We start from the raw sequence: 16693 nt of genomic DNA, 5'->3' as shown, positions 1-16693 counted from the left end.
GTGCCGCCGGTGCTTCGGTGATCATCCGCCCGCACCCCTGACCCCCGGAGGACACACCGTGATCGGCCCCCTTCCCGGTCCCCTGGTCGGCGCCGACTGGCTCGCGCGGCGGCTCGGGGAGCCAGGGCTGGTGGTCCTCGACGCGTCGGTGGGCGCTCACCGGGGTGCCCGGCGGCGGATACCCGGGGCCCGGCCCTTCGACATCGACGGGGCGCTGTCCGACCCCACCTCGCCGCTGCCCCACACCATGCCGGGAGCGGACCACCTCACCCGGGAGCTGCGTTCGCTGGGGCTCGACGAGACCAGCACGGTCGTCGTCCACGACGGCGCCGGGATCCACTCCAGCGCCCGCGCCTGGTGGATGCTGCGCGCCATGGGCTTCGACCGGGCCGCGGTACTCGACGGCGGCCTGCCCGCCTGGACCGCCGCCGGGCTGCCGGTGGAGAGCGCGGCGGCGCGGTACACCGGGCCGCGCGGTGACTTCACCGCCCGCCCCCGGCCCGGGCTCCTGGTGGGCAGCGGCCGGGTGGCGGCGGCGCTGGCCGACCCCGCCTCGGCCGTCCTCGACGCCCGCGCCCGGGAGCGGTTCACGGGCACGGCCCCCGAGCCCCGCCCCGGGTTGCGCGCCGGGCACATGCCGGGGGCGGTCAGCCTGCCCTTCGGCGAGCTCCAGGACAACGGCCTGATGCGCCCGGTCCGGGAGTTGCGCCGGGTGTTCTCCGGGGCCGCCGGCGAGCGGCGGAAACTGGTTCTGACCTGCGGGTCGGGCGTCACCGCGTGCGTACTGGCGCTGGGGGCGGAGCTCGCCGGGTACGACGACCTCGCGGTGTACGACGGGTCCTGGAGCGAGTGGGGTCTGCCCTCGTCGGGGCTGCCGGTCGTGACGGGCTTGAACGACGGGCGGGACGATGGACGGGACGCCGGGCGGGGTTCCGGAACCTGAAGCCCGGGTCCGCGCGGGCCCTCGGCCCCGGCCGCTCCCACGCCCGGCCCGGGCGTGGGAGCGGCGATGTCCGCACCCCCGTGACGCTGTCCCGGTGACAGAGTCCGCGCACCAGCGAGCCCTCCCCGCCCCGGCGGCCGGGCGGCGGACCCTGGATGCATGAACGACAGCCCGTCGCACGTGGTCCTGCGGCCACCCGTCGCCGTGATGCGTCCGCGCCGGGCGGAGGAGATCCCGGGGCAGTCCAGCGTGCCGGGAGGGTTCCAGTACTCCGTCAAGCTGGACGGTTTCCGGGCGCTCGCCTTCGTCCTGGAGGGTGGCCGGGTCTTCCTCCAGTCCCGCTCCGGGCGGGACCTCGGCGGCGACTTCCCCACGGTCGGCGCGTACCTGCGCGAGCACCTGCCCGCCGGGACCGTGCTCGACGGAGAGCTGTGCGCCTACCGGGAGGGGCGGCTGAGCTTCACCGACCTGCTGCGGTCCCGCGCCGACCGGGAGCGCGCCGGGGTGCCCGTCTCGTACATCGCCTTCGACGTGCTCGCCGTCCCCGGCCGGGACGTCAGGGCACTGCCGCTGCGCGAGCGGTGGGAACTCCTCGGCGCGGTCCTGCGGGAGACCGGCCCGCCCCTGCAACGGGTGCTGGCCACGGTGGACGAGGGGACCGCCCGCGTCTGGTTCCGGGACATGAGGGCGGTGGGCGTCGAGGGGATCGTGGCCAAGGCGCTGAACTCGCCGTACCGGGCGGGCGGTACCTGGTCGTGGCGGAAGGTCCGGCACTCCGACACCCGGGACGGCGCCCTGCTCGGGGTGTTCGGACCGCAGCAGCGCCCGCGGGCGCTGCTCGTGGAACTGCCTGACGGCCGGACGGTGAAGACGTCGCCGCGGCTGACGCCCCTGCAGTCGCGGGAGGTCGGCGACCTGGTGGCCGACCGCCTGGGCGAGCGGCGGGAGCATCCCGAGCACGGGCCGGTGCGGATGCTCACCCGGCCGCTGCCCGTGGAGCTCCGGGAGACGGCGGGCCGCCATGAGACGGCCCGGTTCGTGCGGGTGCGGCCGGAGGGGTGAGGCGGGGACGGCGGCCGGGCCGGCCCCGCCGTCCCTCCTTCGGGGGGCCCAGGGGTCGGAATCCCGCCGTCCCGCGAGGCCGGACGGACCACGGCGCGCGGCCGGCCCGCCCGGCGCCGGAGCGGTGGCCACCGGGGGCGCCGGGACACCTCCGTACGGCCGGTCAAGGCCCCGCGCCGGCGGCCGGCACGTGGCCACCCGGCCGCGCGGCCACCCCACCGGACGGCGGCCGGGTGGCCGGTAACAGCCGGTGCCGGGAGCATGCCCGTGCCGCGGCCGGGGCTCCTCCCGTACCGGTGCCGCGCGCTTCCGTGACGTCGCCGGGCGGCTGCCCCACCGGTGCCGTACCGCTCCCGTGACGTCGCCGGACGCCAACCCCCGCACCGGCCCGGTACGCGCCCCCCGGCGCGGGTCCCGGCCGGAGCGCCGTACCGCTGCCGGGCCCTTCACCGCCGCGGCACGGGCACCGGCACCGGTGCGGTGGCCGCTGCCGGCCCGGGGCCGCCCGCGCCGTCGCTCGGGCGGGCCGGACGGGCCGGGTCCTCGCGGGCGGACCGGGGGCCGGACGGCGCGGCCCCGGTTCCTCCTGGGTTAGCGGGGGGCGGACGGGGCACGAGCGGTGGGCGGGGCCGGGAGCCCGCCGGCCCCGGCAGTGGTGGGCGGGAGCGGGCGAGCGGCGGGCGGCCAGCAGACTGATCCGGCCGCTCTGCCCCGCGTACCGCGCCGCGCCCGGCGCCTCCGGGCCACCGGCACCGGGTGGGACCGGCAGGGCCGCCGGGCCGGTGGGACACGCGGTGCGGGCGTCCGCGCGGCCGCCTCGGCGGGGGCCGCGACGGGTTGCCCACAGGGCAACAAGCGGGACGGGACGGGACAACCGGCCCTGTCCGATTGCCGGGTCATCGTCGGCGGTGGTGTGGTGCACTATTGCCCCGAAGTGCAGTGTTCGCGGGGAGGGATGGGCATGTTCACGGGGATCGACGAGGTCGACTGGGCCTCGCTGGGTCATGCCTACGGTCCGGCCGACGACGTTCCCGCGCTGCTGCGCGGCCTGGCGTCGGCGGACCCGGCGGAGCGGGAGAGCGCGCTGGACGGGATGTACGGCGCGGTGCACCACCAGGGCGATGTGTACGACTCGACCCTCGCCTGCATCCCGTTCCTGCTGGAGCTGGTGGCCGACCCGGAGGTCCTGGACCGCGGCTGCATCGTCGAGTTGCTGACCAGCATCGGCTGCATCGACCTGTGCGGTGACGACGAGGTGGACGAACTCGACCCGGAGGGCGCCGAGTTCGAGGACGCCGCGAACTACGCCATGGCCGCCGCGGCCGTCGCCGCCGGTGCCGACGTGTTCTTCGGTCTGCTGGACGACGAGGACCGCGAGGTGCGGCTCGCGGCGCCCGGCGCGCTCGCCTCGCTGCACCGCGACCCCACCCGGGTCCTGCTGATGCTCCGGGAGCGGCTCACCGTGGAGACGGACTCCGAGGTGCGGCTGGCGCTGGTCGAGGCGGTGGGCCGGATAGCGCTGCGGTACGAGTCGATGCGGGACGAGATCGTCGACTGGCTGGAGTGGCTGATGGGCGCCGCCCAGGACCCGTCGCTGCGGCTGGCGTCGCTGGCGCAGCTCGCGCGCTGCGCGCCCGCGCGGCTGCCCCGGGACGTGGTGGTGACGGTGACCGGGCTGCTGGCGGAGTTGCGGCGCGGGGTGCGGGGCGCGGCGCTGACCGTTGACGGGTGGCGGCCCGCCGACGCGCTGGAGGGCCTCGACGCGCTGGACCTGGTCGACGGCTTCGACCCGGCGGACCTGGTGGACGGCGCTCGGCCGGGCTCGGGGAGGAGCCCCTTCCGTGAGCCGCGCGAGGAGCAGCGGGCGGGCCGTGGCACCGCGTGGGCGGACGACCTGCTGCGGACGCTGCACGGCGCCCTGGACGACCGCGTGGACGACCGGATCGCCCTGCTCACCGCCCAGTTGCGCAGTCCCGACTGGGAGCAGCGGGCCGACGCGGTGTGGATGTGCGGGGGGCTGGTGCGGACCTGGCGCGGCGCGTACGACGAGGTGGTGCGCCTGGTCGGGGCGCAGCTCGCCGACCCCGAGCCACGGCTGCGGGAGGCGGCGGCGGCCTGGCTGGAGGGGCTGTTCGGGCTGGCCCGGCCGGCCGCCGACGCGCTGGCGGCGCGGGTGGCCGAGGACCCGGCCCCCTGGGCGCCGGACCGGACCGGCGGCCGGTACGGGGTGAGCAGCGCGCTGCTGGCGCTCACCCGGGCGGGTGACCCGCGGGCGGTACCGGCACTGGCCCGGGCCCTGGCGGAGCCGGAGCTGAACAGCCGGCTCGCGTACGCCATCCCGTACGTCGCGGACGCCGGCGCCCCGCTGGTGCCCCTGCTGTGCCGGCGGCTGGGCGAGCTGCCGCTCGACGACGAGCTGAGCGAACAGGCGGCTCCGCTGCTGCTGGCGCTGGCACACATGCGGGCCGTGGAGGCGTTGCCGGAGGTGCTGCGGGTGCTGCGCGGGGCTCCGGCGTTCCGCCGCCAGTGGGTGGTCGACTCGGCCCTGCGGGCGATCACCGCCTTCGGGCCCGCGGCCGGTGAGGCGGTGGGTGACCTGCGGGCCCTGCTGAGCGACGGTTCGGTGGGACTGGCGGCCTCGGCGGCCCGCGCCCTGTGGGCGGTGGAGGGCGACGCCGGTCCGGTGCTACCGAGGCTGCGCGCGCTGCTGCTGGCGCCGGACGTGCACGACCGTCGGGAGGCGGCCTGGGCGGTCGGCGCGATCGGTGGGGCGGCGGTGGCGGCGGCGCCGGAGCTGCGGGCCTGTCTGGCGTCGGAGGACCTGTGGCTGCGGGTGGACGCGGGGGTGGCGTTGAGCCGGGTGACCGGGGACGCCCGTGAGGCGCTGCCGGTACTCGTGGCAGCCTGGAGGGAGAACCGGTACACCCGGCTGGAGATCGCCGAGTGCCTGGCGGAGCTGGGCCCGGTGGCACCGGAGGCCGCGCCGCTGCTCCGGTCCGAGCTGGCCCGCCCGCGCCGCCACAACGTCGCGGAGGGCAGCTCCGGCGACCACGACATCCACCACGACGAGAAGCTGCTGGCCCTGTGCCGCCGGGCACTGGGCCACTGCGGAAGAGGGACCGCCTCGTGATCATCTTCGGTACGAAGGGTTACCTGTACTCATTGGCGGTGCTCACCCTGGTGTGCGGCCGTTGCGGCAACCCGGCGGCGCACACGCTGCGCAAGCGGGTCACCAAGTTCACGCTGTTCTTCGTCCCGCTGTTCCCGGTGTCGACCAAGTACCTGACGCAGTGCTCGTTCTGCGGTGCCGAGCAGCGGGTCACGGCGGAGCAGGCCGAGCGGATGGCGGCGCAGGGCTCGGGGACGCGCTGAGGCGCGGGGGCCGGTGCGGTGCCGGTGCCCGGTGGGGCGCCGTCGCCCGCCGGTGCCCGGTGCCGGACGGTCCACCGGATGGACAAATAGGACTTCCCCGTGAATAAGGTTTTAGGGTTTACGGGACGACCGACCATCCGACCCAGGCAGGAGCCCAGTGATCCGCCACCGTCCCGCCCCGCGAGCGGCGCTCCTGCTGACGACCTCGGTGGCCGTCGCGCTGCTGTCGGGCTGCGACAACGCGGGTGAGCTCCAGAGCGCGGGCCCGACCCCGACGGCCACCGGCCCGGTCCGGCTGTGGCCCACGCTGCCGCCGATCACCTCGCCGCCGATCGACTACGGCGAGAGCGACACCGAGCGGGTTCCGGGCGTCGCGGTGCCGGACGGCGACGTCCACCAGGTCGACCCGGTCGCCGTCGTGCGGGCCGAGGCGTCGGCGCACCCCGGCGAGTACAGCGGAGCTGACGGGCTGTACGCGGAGACGGCACGGCAGATCTCCGACTGCCGGAGGAAGCCGAAGGCGTGCCCGGTCCTCCCGCCGCACTACCGGGACCTGACCGGCGACGGCCGGGACGAGCTGATCGTCGGCATCAGGATGCCCGACCAGCAGCTCGGGCTGCGCTGCTACACCCCCGAGAGGGGCGGGCTGACCCGGATCATGTCCACGGTCGACCAGATCGTCAGCGTGGAGCTCGCCGGCCGGGACCTGGTCGTCCGGGTGGTGTCGGCGGGGATCCCCGGCTACGAGTACCGCACGGCCTGGTCGTGGGACGCCCAGCAGCGGACGATGCTGCCGACCCGGGACGAGATCGTCCGCGTCAAGCCGGTCCCCCCGCCGACGTCCCCGTCGGAGCCCTCGGCCCCGCCTCCCTCCCCGCCGGCGGGGTCCCGGTGAGGCGCGCGGGGCGACCGCGCCGGCTGCGCGTGCCGGCCTGGACGGCGACCCTGACCTGGAAGGCCGCCGTCTTCATCACGGTGATGTGCTGCGCCCTGGCCGCGCTGCTGGGCATCCTGGTGCATGTCTCGGTGACCCAGCAGACCGTGGACACCGCCCGCGAGAAGGCGCTGGACCGGCTGGAGGAGGTGACCCACGCCTACGAGGCGGGCGAGCCGCTGCCGCCGTTCGCCGGGGTGGATCCGAGCGGCCTGCCGCCCTCGCTGCGGGACCTGGCCCTCAGGGGCCGGCGGGGCACGATGGTCGCGGCCGACGCCGGGCGCCCCACCATGTGGGCGGCCGGGCCCGCCGACGGCCGGGCGCTGGCGGTGCGCGTGGACTACTCGCTGAGCGCGCAGACCATCAGCGGCCTGGACCAGGCCATCGTGGGCTCGTCGGTGCTGGCGATCGGGGCGACGTTGCTGGTCGGCGCGTTCGCGGTGACCCGGGTGACGCGCCGGCTGCATCTGACGGCGCAGGTGGCGCGCCGGATCAGCGCGGGCGACCTGGACGCGCGGGTCCACGATCCCCGGACGAGGGACCCCTCGCGCCCCGAGGACGAGGTCGCCACGGTCTCCGGGGCGCTGGACACCATGGCGTCCTCGCTCCAGCGCCAGTTGCTCAGCGAGCAGCGCTTCACCGCCGACGTGGCGCACGAGCTGCGCACACCCCTGACCGGGCTGTCGGCGGCGGCCGAGCTGCTGCCGCCGGGGCGGCCATCGGAACTGGTGCGGGACCGGGTGCGGGCGATGCGCGCGCTGACCGAGGACCTGCTGGAGATCTCCCGGCTGGACGCGCGTACCGAGCAGGTCGACCTGGACGTGCACGCGCTGGGTCCGCTGGCCGAGCGGGCGATACGGGCGGCCGGCGCCGGGACGGAGGTACGGGTCGTCAGGGACGCCCGGGTGGAGACGGACAGGCGGCGCCTGGAACGGGTGCTGGGCAACCTGGTCGCCAACGCGCACCGGCACGGGCGCCCCCCGGTCGTCGTGACCGTGGACGGGCCGGTGCTGACCGTCCGCGACCACGGGCCGGGATTCCCGGAGTACCTCCTGGAGCACGGGCCGCAGCGGTTCCGCACCGAGAGCGGCAGCAAGGGCCACGGGCTGGGCCTGACCATCGCGGCGGGCCAGGCGGCGGTCATCGGCGCCGAGCTGACCTTCGGCAACGCACCGGACGGCGGTGCCGAGGCCCGCCTGGCCCTGCCCGGCGCCGGGCAGGCCGAACCGCCCGGCTGAACCGCCCGGCCACGGCCGCCCTCCCGGAGGCCCCCGGCCCGGCATCCGCCCGGCGGTGCCCCGGCCAGGTCCGCGCCCCGAACCCGCACGGCCCCGGACCCGCACGGCGGGCGCCACGGCGCGGGCCCGCGCGCCCGAACCCGTACGGGCGCACCGCGCCCGCGCCGCCCCGCGCACCCACTCGCACCACCGGACGGGACACCCGGGCATAAAGGACATTCGTTGCCCGGCTTGCTACGTTGCGGTCCATGACCGCCACCAGGGCCGACGCCGCGCGCCCGCCCGGGCCGCGCCTGGCCGGGCGTCGCGGCGTGGAGCTGTCGCTCCTCCTCTGCGCCGTCCTCATCTGCGTCCAGGGCTACATCGGCGTCGGGCTGGCCAGGAACGGCGAGGTCCCGCCCGACGCCGCCGGCTACGGGGCCGGCCTGGGCCTGCTGGCCCTGCTCGCCCACCTCGCCGTCCGCCTCCGCGCCCCGTACGCCGATCCGCTCCCCCTGCCCATCGCGGTCCTGCTCAACGGTCTCGGACTGGTCCTGATCTACCGCCTCGACCTGGAGACCCCCGCCGACCGGGCCGCGCCCACCCAGCTCGTGTGGTCCACCCTCGGCGTGGGGCTGTTCATCGGCGTCGTCGTCGCCGTCCGCGACCACCGGGTCCTCCAGCGGTACGCGTACCTCTGTGTCGCCACCGCGCTGCTCCTGCTCAGCGTGCCGATCTTCTTCCCGGCCGTGAACGGCGCCAGGATCTGGATCCGGGTCGGGGGGCTGTCGTTCCAGCCGGGCGAGTTCGCCAAGATCCTGCTGGCCGTCTTCTTCGCCGCGTACCTCGCCGCCAAGGGGGACGCCCTCACCCTCACCGGCCGCCGGGTCTGGCGGCTGCGGTTCCCCGCCGGCCGGGTCCTCGGCCCGGTCGTGGCGGTCTGGCTGCTCAGTGTGGGGGTGCTGGTGCTGGAGCGGGACCTGGGCACCTCGCTGCTCTTCTTCGGCCTCTTCGTGATCATGCTGTACGTGGCGACCGGCCGGACCGGCTGGGTGACCGCCGGGCTGCTGCTGGCCGCGCTCGGCGCGTTCGCCATGGGCGACCTCGAACCGCACGTCGCGGCACGGGTGCAGGACTGGCTGGACCCGTTCGCGTCGATCGAGGCGGGCCGCGGGCCCGGCCAGCTGGCCCAGTCGCTGTTCGCCTTCGGCTCCGGCGGGGTGCTGGGCACCGGCCTGGGCCTGGGGCACTCCACCCTGATCGGCTTCGCCGCCAAGTCCGACTTCATCCTCGCCACCGCCGGTGAGGAGCTGGGGCTGGCCGGGCTGACGGCCTTCTTCCTGCTGTACGCCCTGCTGGTGGCCCGCGGCTACCGCACCGGCCTGGCCCTGCGGGACCCCTTCGGCCGGCTGCTCGCCGTGGGCCTGGCCTCCATCGTGGCGCTCCAGGTGTTCGTCATCGCGGGCGGGGTGATGGGGCTGATCCCGCTGACCGGCATGGCGATGCCGTTCCTGGCGCAGGGCGGTTCGTCCGTCGTCACCAACTGGATCATCGTGGCGCTGCTGATCCGGGTCAGCGACTCGGCCCGCGCCCCGCTGCCCGGGCCCGCCGTGCCCGGCGCTCCCGCCCCGCTGGCGGAGGGGGTGCGGTGAGCCTCCCGCCGTCCCTCGACCTCGCCCGGACCGGGGGGACCTCCACCGTCCGGCGCGCCGCCGTGCTGTGCCTGCTGCTGCTGGTCGCCCTGCTCGGGAACGCGGCCCGCGTCCAGGTCTTCCAGGCCTCGTCCCTGGAACAGAACCCGGCCAACCGGCGCCTGGTCATGGCGCGTTACGCGCAGCCGCGCGGGGACATCGTGGTCGACGGCGAGCCGGTCACCGGCTCCAAGGACACCGGCCAGGCGCTGCGTTACGAGCGCACGTACACCGACGGGCCGCTGTACGCCCCGGTCACCGGGTACGCCTCCCAGACCTACGGCACCACCCTCGTCGAGAACGCCGAGGACGCGATCCTCTCCGGTACCAGCGCGCTGCTGAGCCCCTTCCCCCTGTGGCACGACTTCAGCCGCGCCCGGCGGCCCGGCGGGGACGTGGTCACCACCATCAGCGCGCCGTTGCAGCGGGCCGCCTACGAGGGCCTGGACGGCAGGCGCGGGGCCGTCGCCGCGGTCGAGCCGTCGAGCGGCCGGATCCTGGCGCTGGTCAGCAGCCCCTCGTACGACCCCGGGCTGCTGTCCGGCACCGGGGCGCGGGTGAGCGGCGCGTGGAGCGGGCTGAACGCGGCGCGCGGCCGGCCGATGCTCAACCGGGCCATCCGGGAGACCTACCCGCCCGGCTCCACCTTCAAGATCGTCACAGCGGCGGCGGCGCTGGACGCGGGCGTCGTGACGGACGTCGACGCCCCGGCGGGCGCGCCCGACCCCTACCTGCTGCCGGGCACCCGCACCCGGTTGCCGGACGAGGCCAAGGGCTGCGGCGGTGCCTCACTGGCGTACGCGATCCGCTGGTCGTGCAACACGGTGATGGCCCACCTGGGCGTGCGGGTGGGGCCGGCGGGGATGCTGGACGCGGTGTCCAGGTTCGGCTTCAACGACTCGTCGCTGCGCATCCCCTCGCGGGTGGCGGTGTCCAACTTCGACCGCCGTATGACGCCGGACCAGCTCGCCCTGTCGGCCATCGGGCAGTACGACACGACGGCCACCCCGTTGCAGATGGCGATGGTCGCCGCGGCGGTGGCCAACGGCGGGGAGCTGGCGTACCCGTATCTGGTGGACCGGACGACGAGGCCGGACGGCACGGTGGTGTCGCAGACCACGCGCCGCCCCTACCAGCGGGCCATGGAGCCGCTGACGGCGTTGCGGCTGCGCCGGCTGATGGTGGACGTGGTGGAGGGCGGCTCCGGCAGCAAGGCGGCCATCGAGGGCGCGCGGGTCGGCGGCAAGACAGGCACCGCCCAGCACGGCGTGGGCAACACGGGCACGCCGTACGCCTGGTTCATCGGCTGGGCCCAGGCGCGGGACGCCGGGCAGCCCGCGGTCGCGGTGGCGGTGGTGGTGGAGGACGCGTCGGCGGAGCGCGAGGACATCAGCGGCGGCGGCAGCGCGGCGCCCATCGCGCGGTCGGTGATGGAGGAGGCGCTGCGCCGCGAGGGGTAGCGCGCGGGACGTCCGGCGCCCCGGTACTCGCGGACGTACTCGCCGCGCCCGGACCGGTGGCGGCCCCCCTCCTGGCGGCGAGCCCGGGGCGAGGCCCTGGGCGCCCGGGGGCGGGCCGGACGGCCGGGCCGCACCGCGTCCCGCCCGGAGCCGGCCGGTGGCTCACGCCGTGCCGCCGTCCGCGATCGCCTCCCGTACCTCCGCCACCCGCTCGGCCTCCTCGGCCGCGAAGCGCTCACGGTCGAGCCGCTCGGCGATCTCCTCGTCCTGCGACATGAGCAGGTCGAGGCTGGAGTCGCCGAGCTCGAAGACGCCCATGTCGACGTACGCCCGCTGGAGGCGTTCGCCCCACAGGCCGATGTCCTTGACGCAGGGCACGATCCGGCTGAACAGCAGCTTGCGGAACAGGTGCAGGAACTCGGAGTTCTCCGCGTACTCCTCGGCCTCCTTCCGGCCGATGCCGAAGTTCTCCAGCACCTCGACGCCGCGCAGCCGGTCGCGCATCAGGTAGCAGCCCTCGATGACGAACTCCTCACGCTCGCGCAGTTCGGCGTCGGTCAGCTGCCGGTAGTAGTCGCGCAGCGCCATCCGGCCGAACGCGACATGGCGGGCCTCGTCCTGCATCACGTACGCCAGGATCTGCTGGGGCAGGGGCTTGTCGGTGGTGTCGCGGATCATCCCGAACGCGGCGAGCGCCAGGCCCTCGATGAGCACCTGCATGCCGAGGTAGGGCATGTCCCAGCGGGAGTCGCGCAGGGTGTCACCGAGCAGGCCCTGGAGGTTGTCGTTTATCGGGTAGAGCATCCCGATCTTCTCGTGGAGGAAGCGGCCGTAGATCTCGGCGTGCCGGGCCTCGTCCATCGTCTGGGTGGCGGAGTAGAACTTGGCGTCCATGTCGGGGACCGACTCGACGATCCGGGCCGCGCAGATCATCGCGCCCTGCTCACCGTGGAGGAACTGGCTGAACTGCCAGGACGCGTAGTGCCTGCGCAGTTCGCCCTTGTCCTTGTCGGTCATCCTCGACCAGTGCCGCGTCCCGTACAGCGACATCGACTCGTCCGGGGTGCCCAGCGGGTCGTACGGGTCGACCTCGAGCTCCCAGTCGATGCGCTTGGCGCCGTCCCACTGCTTGTCCTTGCCCTTCTGGTAGAGGGCCAGCAGGCGGTCGCGGCCCTCGTCGTACTCCCAGTTGAAGCGGGCCGAACCGGTGGCCGGCACCTGCCAGATCGGGTCTCCGGGGTCCTTGGCGTAGAGGTCCTGCGTCGGCACGGCGGCTCCTTTGCCCACTCGTTCCCGCGAACGTACGGATGAGGGGCAGGCTCACACGTTGGTAGACGCCGGGTCAACAAGTGGCGCGCGGGGGATTGACGGCCTTGCTGACAAGCAGTCTTATAAGGGATGACCCCCGGTAACCCAACTGCGCGAGGTGCCCTCAGCCATGACGACCGTGACCGGACGCGACATACGTCTGCTCAGCGACGCGCTCGGCCCGCTCCGGGACCGCGAGCAGGTCGCCCAGCGCCTGCTCGAATCCTCGGCCAAGCACTCCTTCGACCCCGACGAGGAACTCGACTGGGACGCCCCGGCCGAGGAGGGCAAGTGGTTCTGGCCCCCGGAGCTGGTCTCGCTCTACGACACCCCGCTGTGGCGGAGGATGTCCGAGGAGCAGCGGATGGACCTGGCCCGGCACGAGGCCGCGTCGCTCGCCTCCCTCGGCATCTGGTTCGAGATCATCCTGATGCAGCTGCTGGTGCGGCACATCTACGACAAGTCCGTCACCAGCAACCACGTGCGCTACGCCCTCACCGAGATCGCCGACGAGTGCCGCCATTCGATGATGTTCGCCCGGATGATCCAGAAGGGCGGGGCGCCCGCCTACCCCGTACCGCGGCGGTACCACAACATGGCCCGCGTCCTGAAGACCGTCTCCACCACCCCGGGGTCGTTCGCGGCCACCCTGCTCGGCGAGGAGATCCTCGACTGGATGCAGCGCCTGACCTTCCCGGACGAGCGCGTCCAGACCCTGGTGCGCGGGGTCACCCGCATCCACGTGGTGGAGGAGGCCCGCCATGTCCGGTACGCGCGCGAGGAGTTGCGCCGCCAGATGGTGACGGCGCCGCGCTGGGAGCAGGAGTTCACCAGGATCAGCTGCGGCGAGGCGGCCCGGGTCTTCTCCGTCTGCTTCGTCAACCCCCAGGTGTACGAGAACGTCGGCCTCGACCGGCGCGAGGCGGTCGCCCAGGTCAGGGCGAGCGGCCACCGCCGGGAGGTCATGCAGTCCGGCGCCCGGCGGCTGACGGACTTCCTCGACGACATAGGCGTGCTGCGCGGCCCGGGGCGCCGGCTGTGGAAGAGCTCCGGACTCCTCGCCTGAGGGGACCCGCGGCGCGGGGCGCGGAGTTACGCTGCGGGCATGACCAGTCCCGCCACGCCCGCGTACCGGCGGCTCAGCGTCGAGGAGCGCCGCGGCCAGCTCCTCGGCGTCGCCCTCTCGCTCTTCGCGCACCGGGCCCCGGAGGAGGTCTCGCTGGACGACGTGGCCGAGGCGGCCGGCGTCTCCCGGCCGCTGGTGTACCGCTATTTCCCCGGCGGCAAGCAGGAGTTGTACGAGGCGGCGCTGCGGTCGGCGGCCGACGAGCTGGAGTCGTGCTTCACCGAGCCGCCCGCCGGTCCCCCCACCGAGCGGCTGACCCGGGTCCTCGACCGCTACCTGGCCTTCGTGGACGGGCACGACACCGGCTTCAGCGCGCTGCTGCGGGGCGGCAGCGTCGCCGAGACCTCCCGCGCCACCGCGATCGTGGACGAGGTGCGACGGGCCGCCGCCGAACAGATCCTGATCCACCTCGGCGTGCCGGAGCCGGGGCCCAGGCTCCGGATGATGGTGCGCACCTGGATAGCGGCGGTGGAGGCCGCGTCGCTGATCTGGCTGGACGAGGGCAAGCGGCCGCCCGCCCCCGAGCTGCGCTCCTGGCTGGTGGACCACCTGGTCGCGCTGCTGGCGGCGACGGCGGCGACCGACCCGCGGACCGCGGAGGTGATGGCGGCGCTGCTGTCGCTGGAGACGCCCGAGGGGCCGGTGGGGACGCTGGCCCGCCGGGTGGCCCCCGTGCTGGGCGACGCGGCCCATCTGCTGTGACACTGTTCCCGTGCGAAGCGAGAACACCCCCTTCTGCGGCGGCCCGCTGGACGGGCAGGCCCTGCCGGTCCTGACCGGCGCCACCGGACACCCGCCCAAGTGGTACGAGATCCCGGTCCCGGCCGCCGACGGCGGGCCGCCCACCGTCCACGCCTACCGCCGCGTCCCGGCCGGCCACACCAAGCGGCTCGGCATCCAGCGCGGCTGGAAGTACGAGTACGTCCCGGAGGGCCGGGGGCCGCGCGGGCCGAAGTGGCCCTGGTCGAAACCCCGGCGGAGCGGTGGCGGCCCCCACGGCGGGTGACCGGATTGGGCCGTTCGCACCAGTCGTGAGTTAGTCGTATCATCCGCCGCCGCATGAATGCGGACGGAGGTGATGATGTGTCAGGACCACTCCTGCGTTCCATCTGCACGGCGGTACTGGTCGCCGCGCTCCCCGTCACGTCCCTCGCGCCCGCCACGGCCGCCCCCGGGCCCGCGCCCACACCCTCCTCCCCCGCCGCCGAGCCGCCGGCGGAGTCGACGCCCGGACCGTCGGCGGAGGCCACCACCGGACCGGCGGACGGACCCGCGCCCGGCACCGCCGGGGAGCGGTCCTCCGTCGCCGGGCTGCTCGGCCGGCTGCGCACCCTCTACCGGCAGGCCGAGGCGGCGACCGAGGCGTACAACGCCGCCGAGGAGGAGCTGAGGGCGCACAGCGCCGCCACGAAGCGGCTCACCGGTGAGCTCACCCGGGCCCGCGACGCGCTGGCGCACGGCCGGGCGGAGGCCGGGCGGCTGGCCCGGGCGCAGTACCAGGGTCGGCTGGACTTCTCCTCCTCCCTGCAACTGCTGCTGGCCCGCGACCCGCAGCACGCCCTGGACCAGGGGCACCTGGTCCGCCGGGCGGCGCGCGAGCGAGCGGCGGCGGTGACCCGGCTGGAGCGCGGCGAGCGGCGGGCGGACGAACTGGCGACGGCCGCCCGCCGGGCCCTGGACCGGCAGCAGGCCCTGGCCGACCGGCGGCGCACGGCCCGCGACAGCGTGACGGCACGGCTGAAGGAGGTCGAGGAACTGCTCGCCTCGCTCTCCGACGAGGAGATCGGCGAGCTGGCGGAGCTGGAACGGGCCGAGACGGCCGACGCCCAGCGCGAGCTGCTGGCCACCGGCGAGCTCGACGACGCGCGCACCCCGTCCGAGGACGGCGGCGAGGCGCTCCGGTACGCGGCCGGGCAGATCGGCAAGCCGTACCTGTGGGGCGCCGAGGGCCCGGGGGCCTTCGACTGCTCGGGCCTGACGTCCCGGGCCTGGGCGAGCGCGGGCCGTGCCATCCCGCGCACCAGCCAGGAGCAGTGGCGGACCCTGCCCAAGGTGCCGCTGCGGTCCCTGCGCCCCGGCGACCTGGTGGTGTACTTCCCCGAGGCCACCCATGTGGCGATCTACCTGGGCGGCGGCCTGGTGATCCAGGCCCCGCGCCCGGGCGCCCGCGTCAAGGTGTCCCCGCTGGCCGCCAACCCGCCGCTGGGCGCGGTGCGCCCGGACCCGGCGGCCCGGCCGCTGCGCTCGTACACCCCGCCGGAGCTCCCCGCCGGAGCGGCGGACGGCTCCGACGAGGGGTACGGCGCCGGCACCGGTGACGCTGCCGGCGCCCAGGAGGGTCAGGCGGGGGTGGCCGACGCCAGGTAGGCGGCGGTCTTCTCCGGGTCGTAGAAGAAGTTCTCGAAGTCGGCCGGGTCGTTGAAGCCGTTCACGAACCGGTCGGCCACGGCCGGGATCTGCCCGGCGGCGCCGATCAGGTTCAGCACGTGCTCCGGCGGCGCGCCCAGCATGGCGTTGGTCCACTTGGTGACGTGCCGTGCCGTCTCCCAGTAACGGTCGAACGTCCGCCGCATCCACGCCTCGTCGAACGGCCGGTCGCCGTGCTCGGTGATCGACGCCAGGTAGGCGGCGGCGCACTTGGACGCCGAGTTGGAGCCCTGGCCGGTGATCGGGTCGTTGGCGACGACGACGTCCGCGACGCCCAGTACCAGGCCGCCGCCGGGCAGCCGGCCGACGGGGTTGCGGACGGTGGGGGCGTACCGGCCGGCCAGGGTGCCGCCCGCGTCGGTCAGTTCGACCCCGCTGGTCCGCGCGTACTCCCAGGGCAGGAACCGCTCCATCAGCTCCAGGGTGAGCGACAGGTGCTCGGCGGGGTCCTTGACGCCCTGGAAGACGTCCAGCGGCCCGCCGGGGACGCCCTCCCAGAACAGGATGTCCGCCCGGCCGCTGAGGGTGTACGTCGGCATGATGAACAGCTCGCCGACCCCCGGTACCAGGTTGCAGCGCACCGCGTCGAACTCCGGGTGCTCCGGGCGCGGGCCGAGCCCGTGCACGTACGCGACGGCCAGCGCGCGCTGCGGCTCGCCGTACGGGGAGCGGGCGGCGTCGCGGGCGAACATCGACACCAGCTCGCCCTTGCCGGCCGCGACCAGCACCAGGTCGTAGGTCCGCGAGAAGTAGTCCAGATCGGAGACGGCCGCGCCGTGGATCACCAGCTGGCCGCCGCGCTGGGCGAAGGTCTCCATCCAGCCCGCCATCTTGACCCGCTGGTCGACGGACTGGGCGTACCCCTCCAGCCTGCCGACCCAGTCGACCGCGCGGGTGGCGTCGGGCGCGGCGACGGAGATGCCCAAGCCCTCGATGCGCGGGGCCTGCGACTCCCAGAAGTTGATGCCCAGGTCCCGCTCGTGCTGGAGCGCCGTGTGGAACATGCACTGGGTGGACATGACCCGGCCGGCCCGGATCTCGTCCGGTGTGCGGTTGGACATCAGGGTGACCTCGTACCCCTGGGACTGGAGTCCGAGGGCGAGCTGAAGACCGGACTGGCCGGCTCCGACGATGAGTATCTTCCGCATCGAGA

14 protein-coding genes are annotated in these 16693 nt (G+C 75.1%); 12 read left to right on the top strand and 2 right to left on the bottom strand.

The features are described 5' to 3' along the window. The first annotated feature begins 61 nt into the window (after window positions 1-61). The 8 genes from AB0H53_RS01775 (at window position 62) to AB0H53_RS01740 (ending at window position 10679) form a co-directional block, all read left to right on the top strand. Window positions 62-943, top strand: a complete 882-nt coding sequence (locus AB0H53_RS01775; protein ID WP_362105659.1) for a sulfurtransferase — start codon at window positions 62-64, stop codon at window positions 941-943. 159 nt (window positions 944-1102) lie between these two features. Then, window positions 1103-2005, top strand: a complete 903-nt coding sequence (locus tag AB0H53_RS01770) for a DNA ligase (RefSeq protein WP_362105523.1) — start codon at window positions 1103-1105, stop codon at window positions 2003-2005. A 961-nt stretch (window positions 2006-2966) separates the two neighbouring features. Beyond that, window positions 2967-5135, top strand: a complete 2169-nt coding sequence (locus tag AB0H53_RS01765; protein WP_362105520.1) for a PBS lyase — start codon at window positions 2967-2969, stop codon at window positions 5133-5135. Beyond that, window positions 5132-5377: a zinc-ribbon domain-containing protein gene (locus tag AB0H53_RS01760; RefSeq protein ID WP_362105518.1), complete on the top strand. Its 246-nt coding sequence runs from the start codon at window positions 5132-5134 to the stop codon at window positions 5375-5377. Before AB0H53_RS01765 ends, AB0H53_RS01760 begins: the two co-directional genes overlap by 4 nt. Before the next feature lie 157 nt (window positions 5378-5534). After that, window positions 5535-6272, top strand: a complete 738-nt coding sequence (locus AB0H53_RS01755; RefSeq protein ID WP_362105516.1) for a hypothetical protein — start codon at window positions 5535-5537, stop codon at window positions 6270-6272. A gap of 83 nt (window positions 6273-6355) precedes the next feature. Next, window positions 6356-7549 (top strand): HAMP domain-containing sensor histidine kinase, encoded by a 1194-nt coding sequence (locus tag AB0H53_RS01750; RefSeq protein ID WP_362105656.1) that lies wholly within the window; start codon window positions 6356-6358, stop codon window positions 7547-7549. A 248-nt stretch (window positions 7550-7797) separates the two neighbouring features. Continuing rightward, window positions 7798-9180: an FtsW/RodA/SpoVE family cell cycle protein gene (locus AB0H53_RS01745; RefSeq protein WP_362105513.1), complete on the top strand. Its 1383-nt coding sequence runs from the start codon at window positions 7798-7800 to the stop codon at window positions 9178-9180. Beyond that, window positions 9177-10679, top strand: a complete 1503-nt coding sequence (locus AB0H53_RS01740; protein WP_362105510.1) for a penicillin-binding transpeptidase domain-containing protein — start codon at window positions 9177-9179, stop codon at window positions 10677-10679. The genes AB0H53_RS01745 and AB0H53_RS01740 overlap by 4 nt, the downstream gene beginning before the upstream one ends. Window positions 10680-10841: 162 nt before the next feature. Here the strand turns inward: AB0H53_RS01740 and AB0H53_RS01735 are convergent, their stop codons facing one another. Further along, complete coding sequence (locus AB0H53_RS01735; protein ID WP_362105508.1) at window positions 10842-11948, bottom strand: ferritin-like domain-containing protein; 1107 nt, start codon at window positions 11946-11948, stop codon at window positions 10842-10844. A 169-nt stretch (window positions 11949-12117) separates the two neighbouring features. On the opposite strand from AB0H53_RS01735, the gene AB0H53_RS01730 reads away from it, so the two are divergent. From AB0H53_RS01730 to AB0H53_RS01715, 4 genes are all read left to right on the top strand, one after another. Continuing rightward, a complete protein-coding gene (locus AB0H53_RS01730; RefSeq protein ID WP_362105505.1) occupies window positions 12118-13053 on the top strand; it encodes a diiron oxygenase in 936 nt (311 codons plus the stop codon). Between the two features lie 39 nt (window positions 13054-13092). Further along, entirely contained in the window at window positions 13093-13815 is a 723-nt protein-coding gene (locus tag AB0H53_RS01725) for a TetR/AcrR family transcriptional regulator (RefSeq protein ID WP_362105502.1), read from the top strand. Between the two features lie 10 nt (window positions 13816-13825). Further along, window positions 13826-14119 (top strand): hypothetical protein, encoded by a 294-nt coding sequence (locus tag AB0H53_RS01720; RefSeq protein ID WP_362105499.1) that lies wholly within the window; start codon window positions 13826-13828, stop codon window positions 14117-14119. Between the two features lie 77 nt (window positions 14120-14196). Further along, window positions 14197-15480 (top strand): NlpC/P60 family protein, encoded by a 1284-nt coding sequence (locus tag AB0H53_RS01715; protein ID WP_362105496.1) that lies wholly within the window; start codon window positions 14197-14199, stop codon window positions 15478-15480. Here AB0H53_RS01715 and AB0H53_RS01710 read toward each other — a convergent pair. Further along, window positions 15453-16688, bottom strand: coding sequence for a styrene monooxygenase/indole monooxygenase family protein (locus tag AB0H53_RS01710; protein ID WP_362105493.1), 1236 nt, complete (start codon window positions 16686-16688; stop codon window positions 15453-15455). The genes AB0H53_RS01715 and AB0H53_RS01710 overlap by 28 nt on opposite strands. Window positions 16689-16693: the final 5 nt, after the last annotated feature.

It is taken from the genome of Streptomyces sp. NPDC050856, assembly GCF_040653855.1.
Taxonomy (GTDB): domain Bacteria; phylum Actinomycetota; class Actinomycetes; order Streptomycetales; family Streptomycetaceae; genus Streptomyces.
The sequence above is the reverse complement of the archived record's forward strand: the minus strand, read 5'-3'. Positions and strand labels throughout refer to the sequence as shown.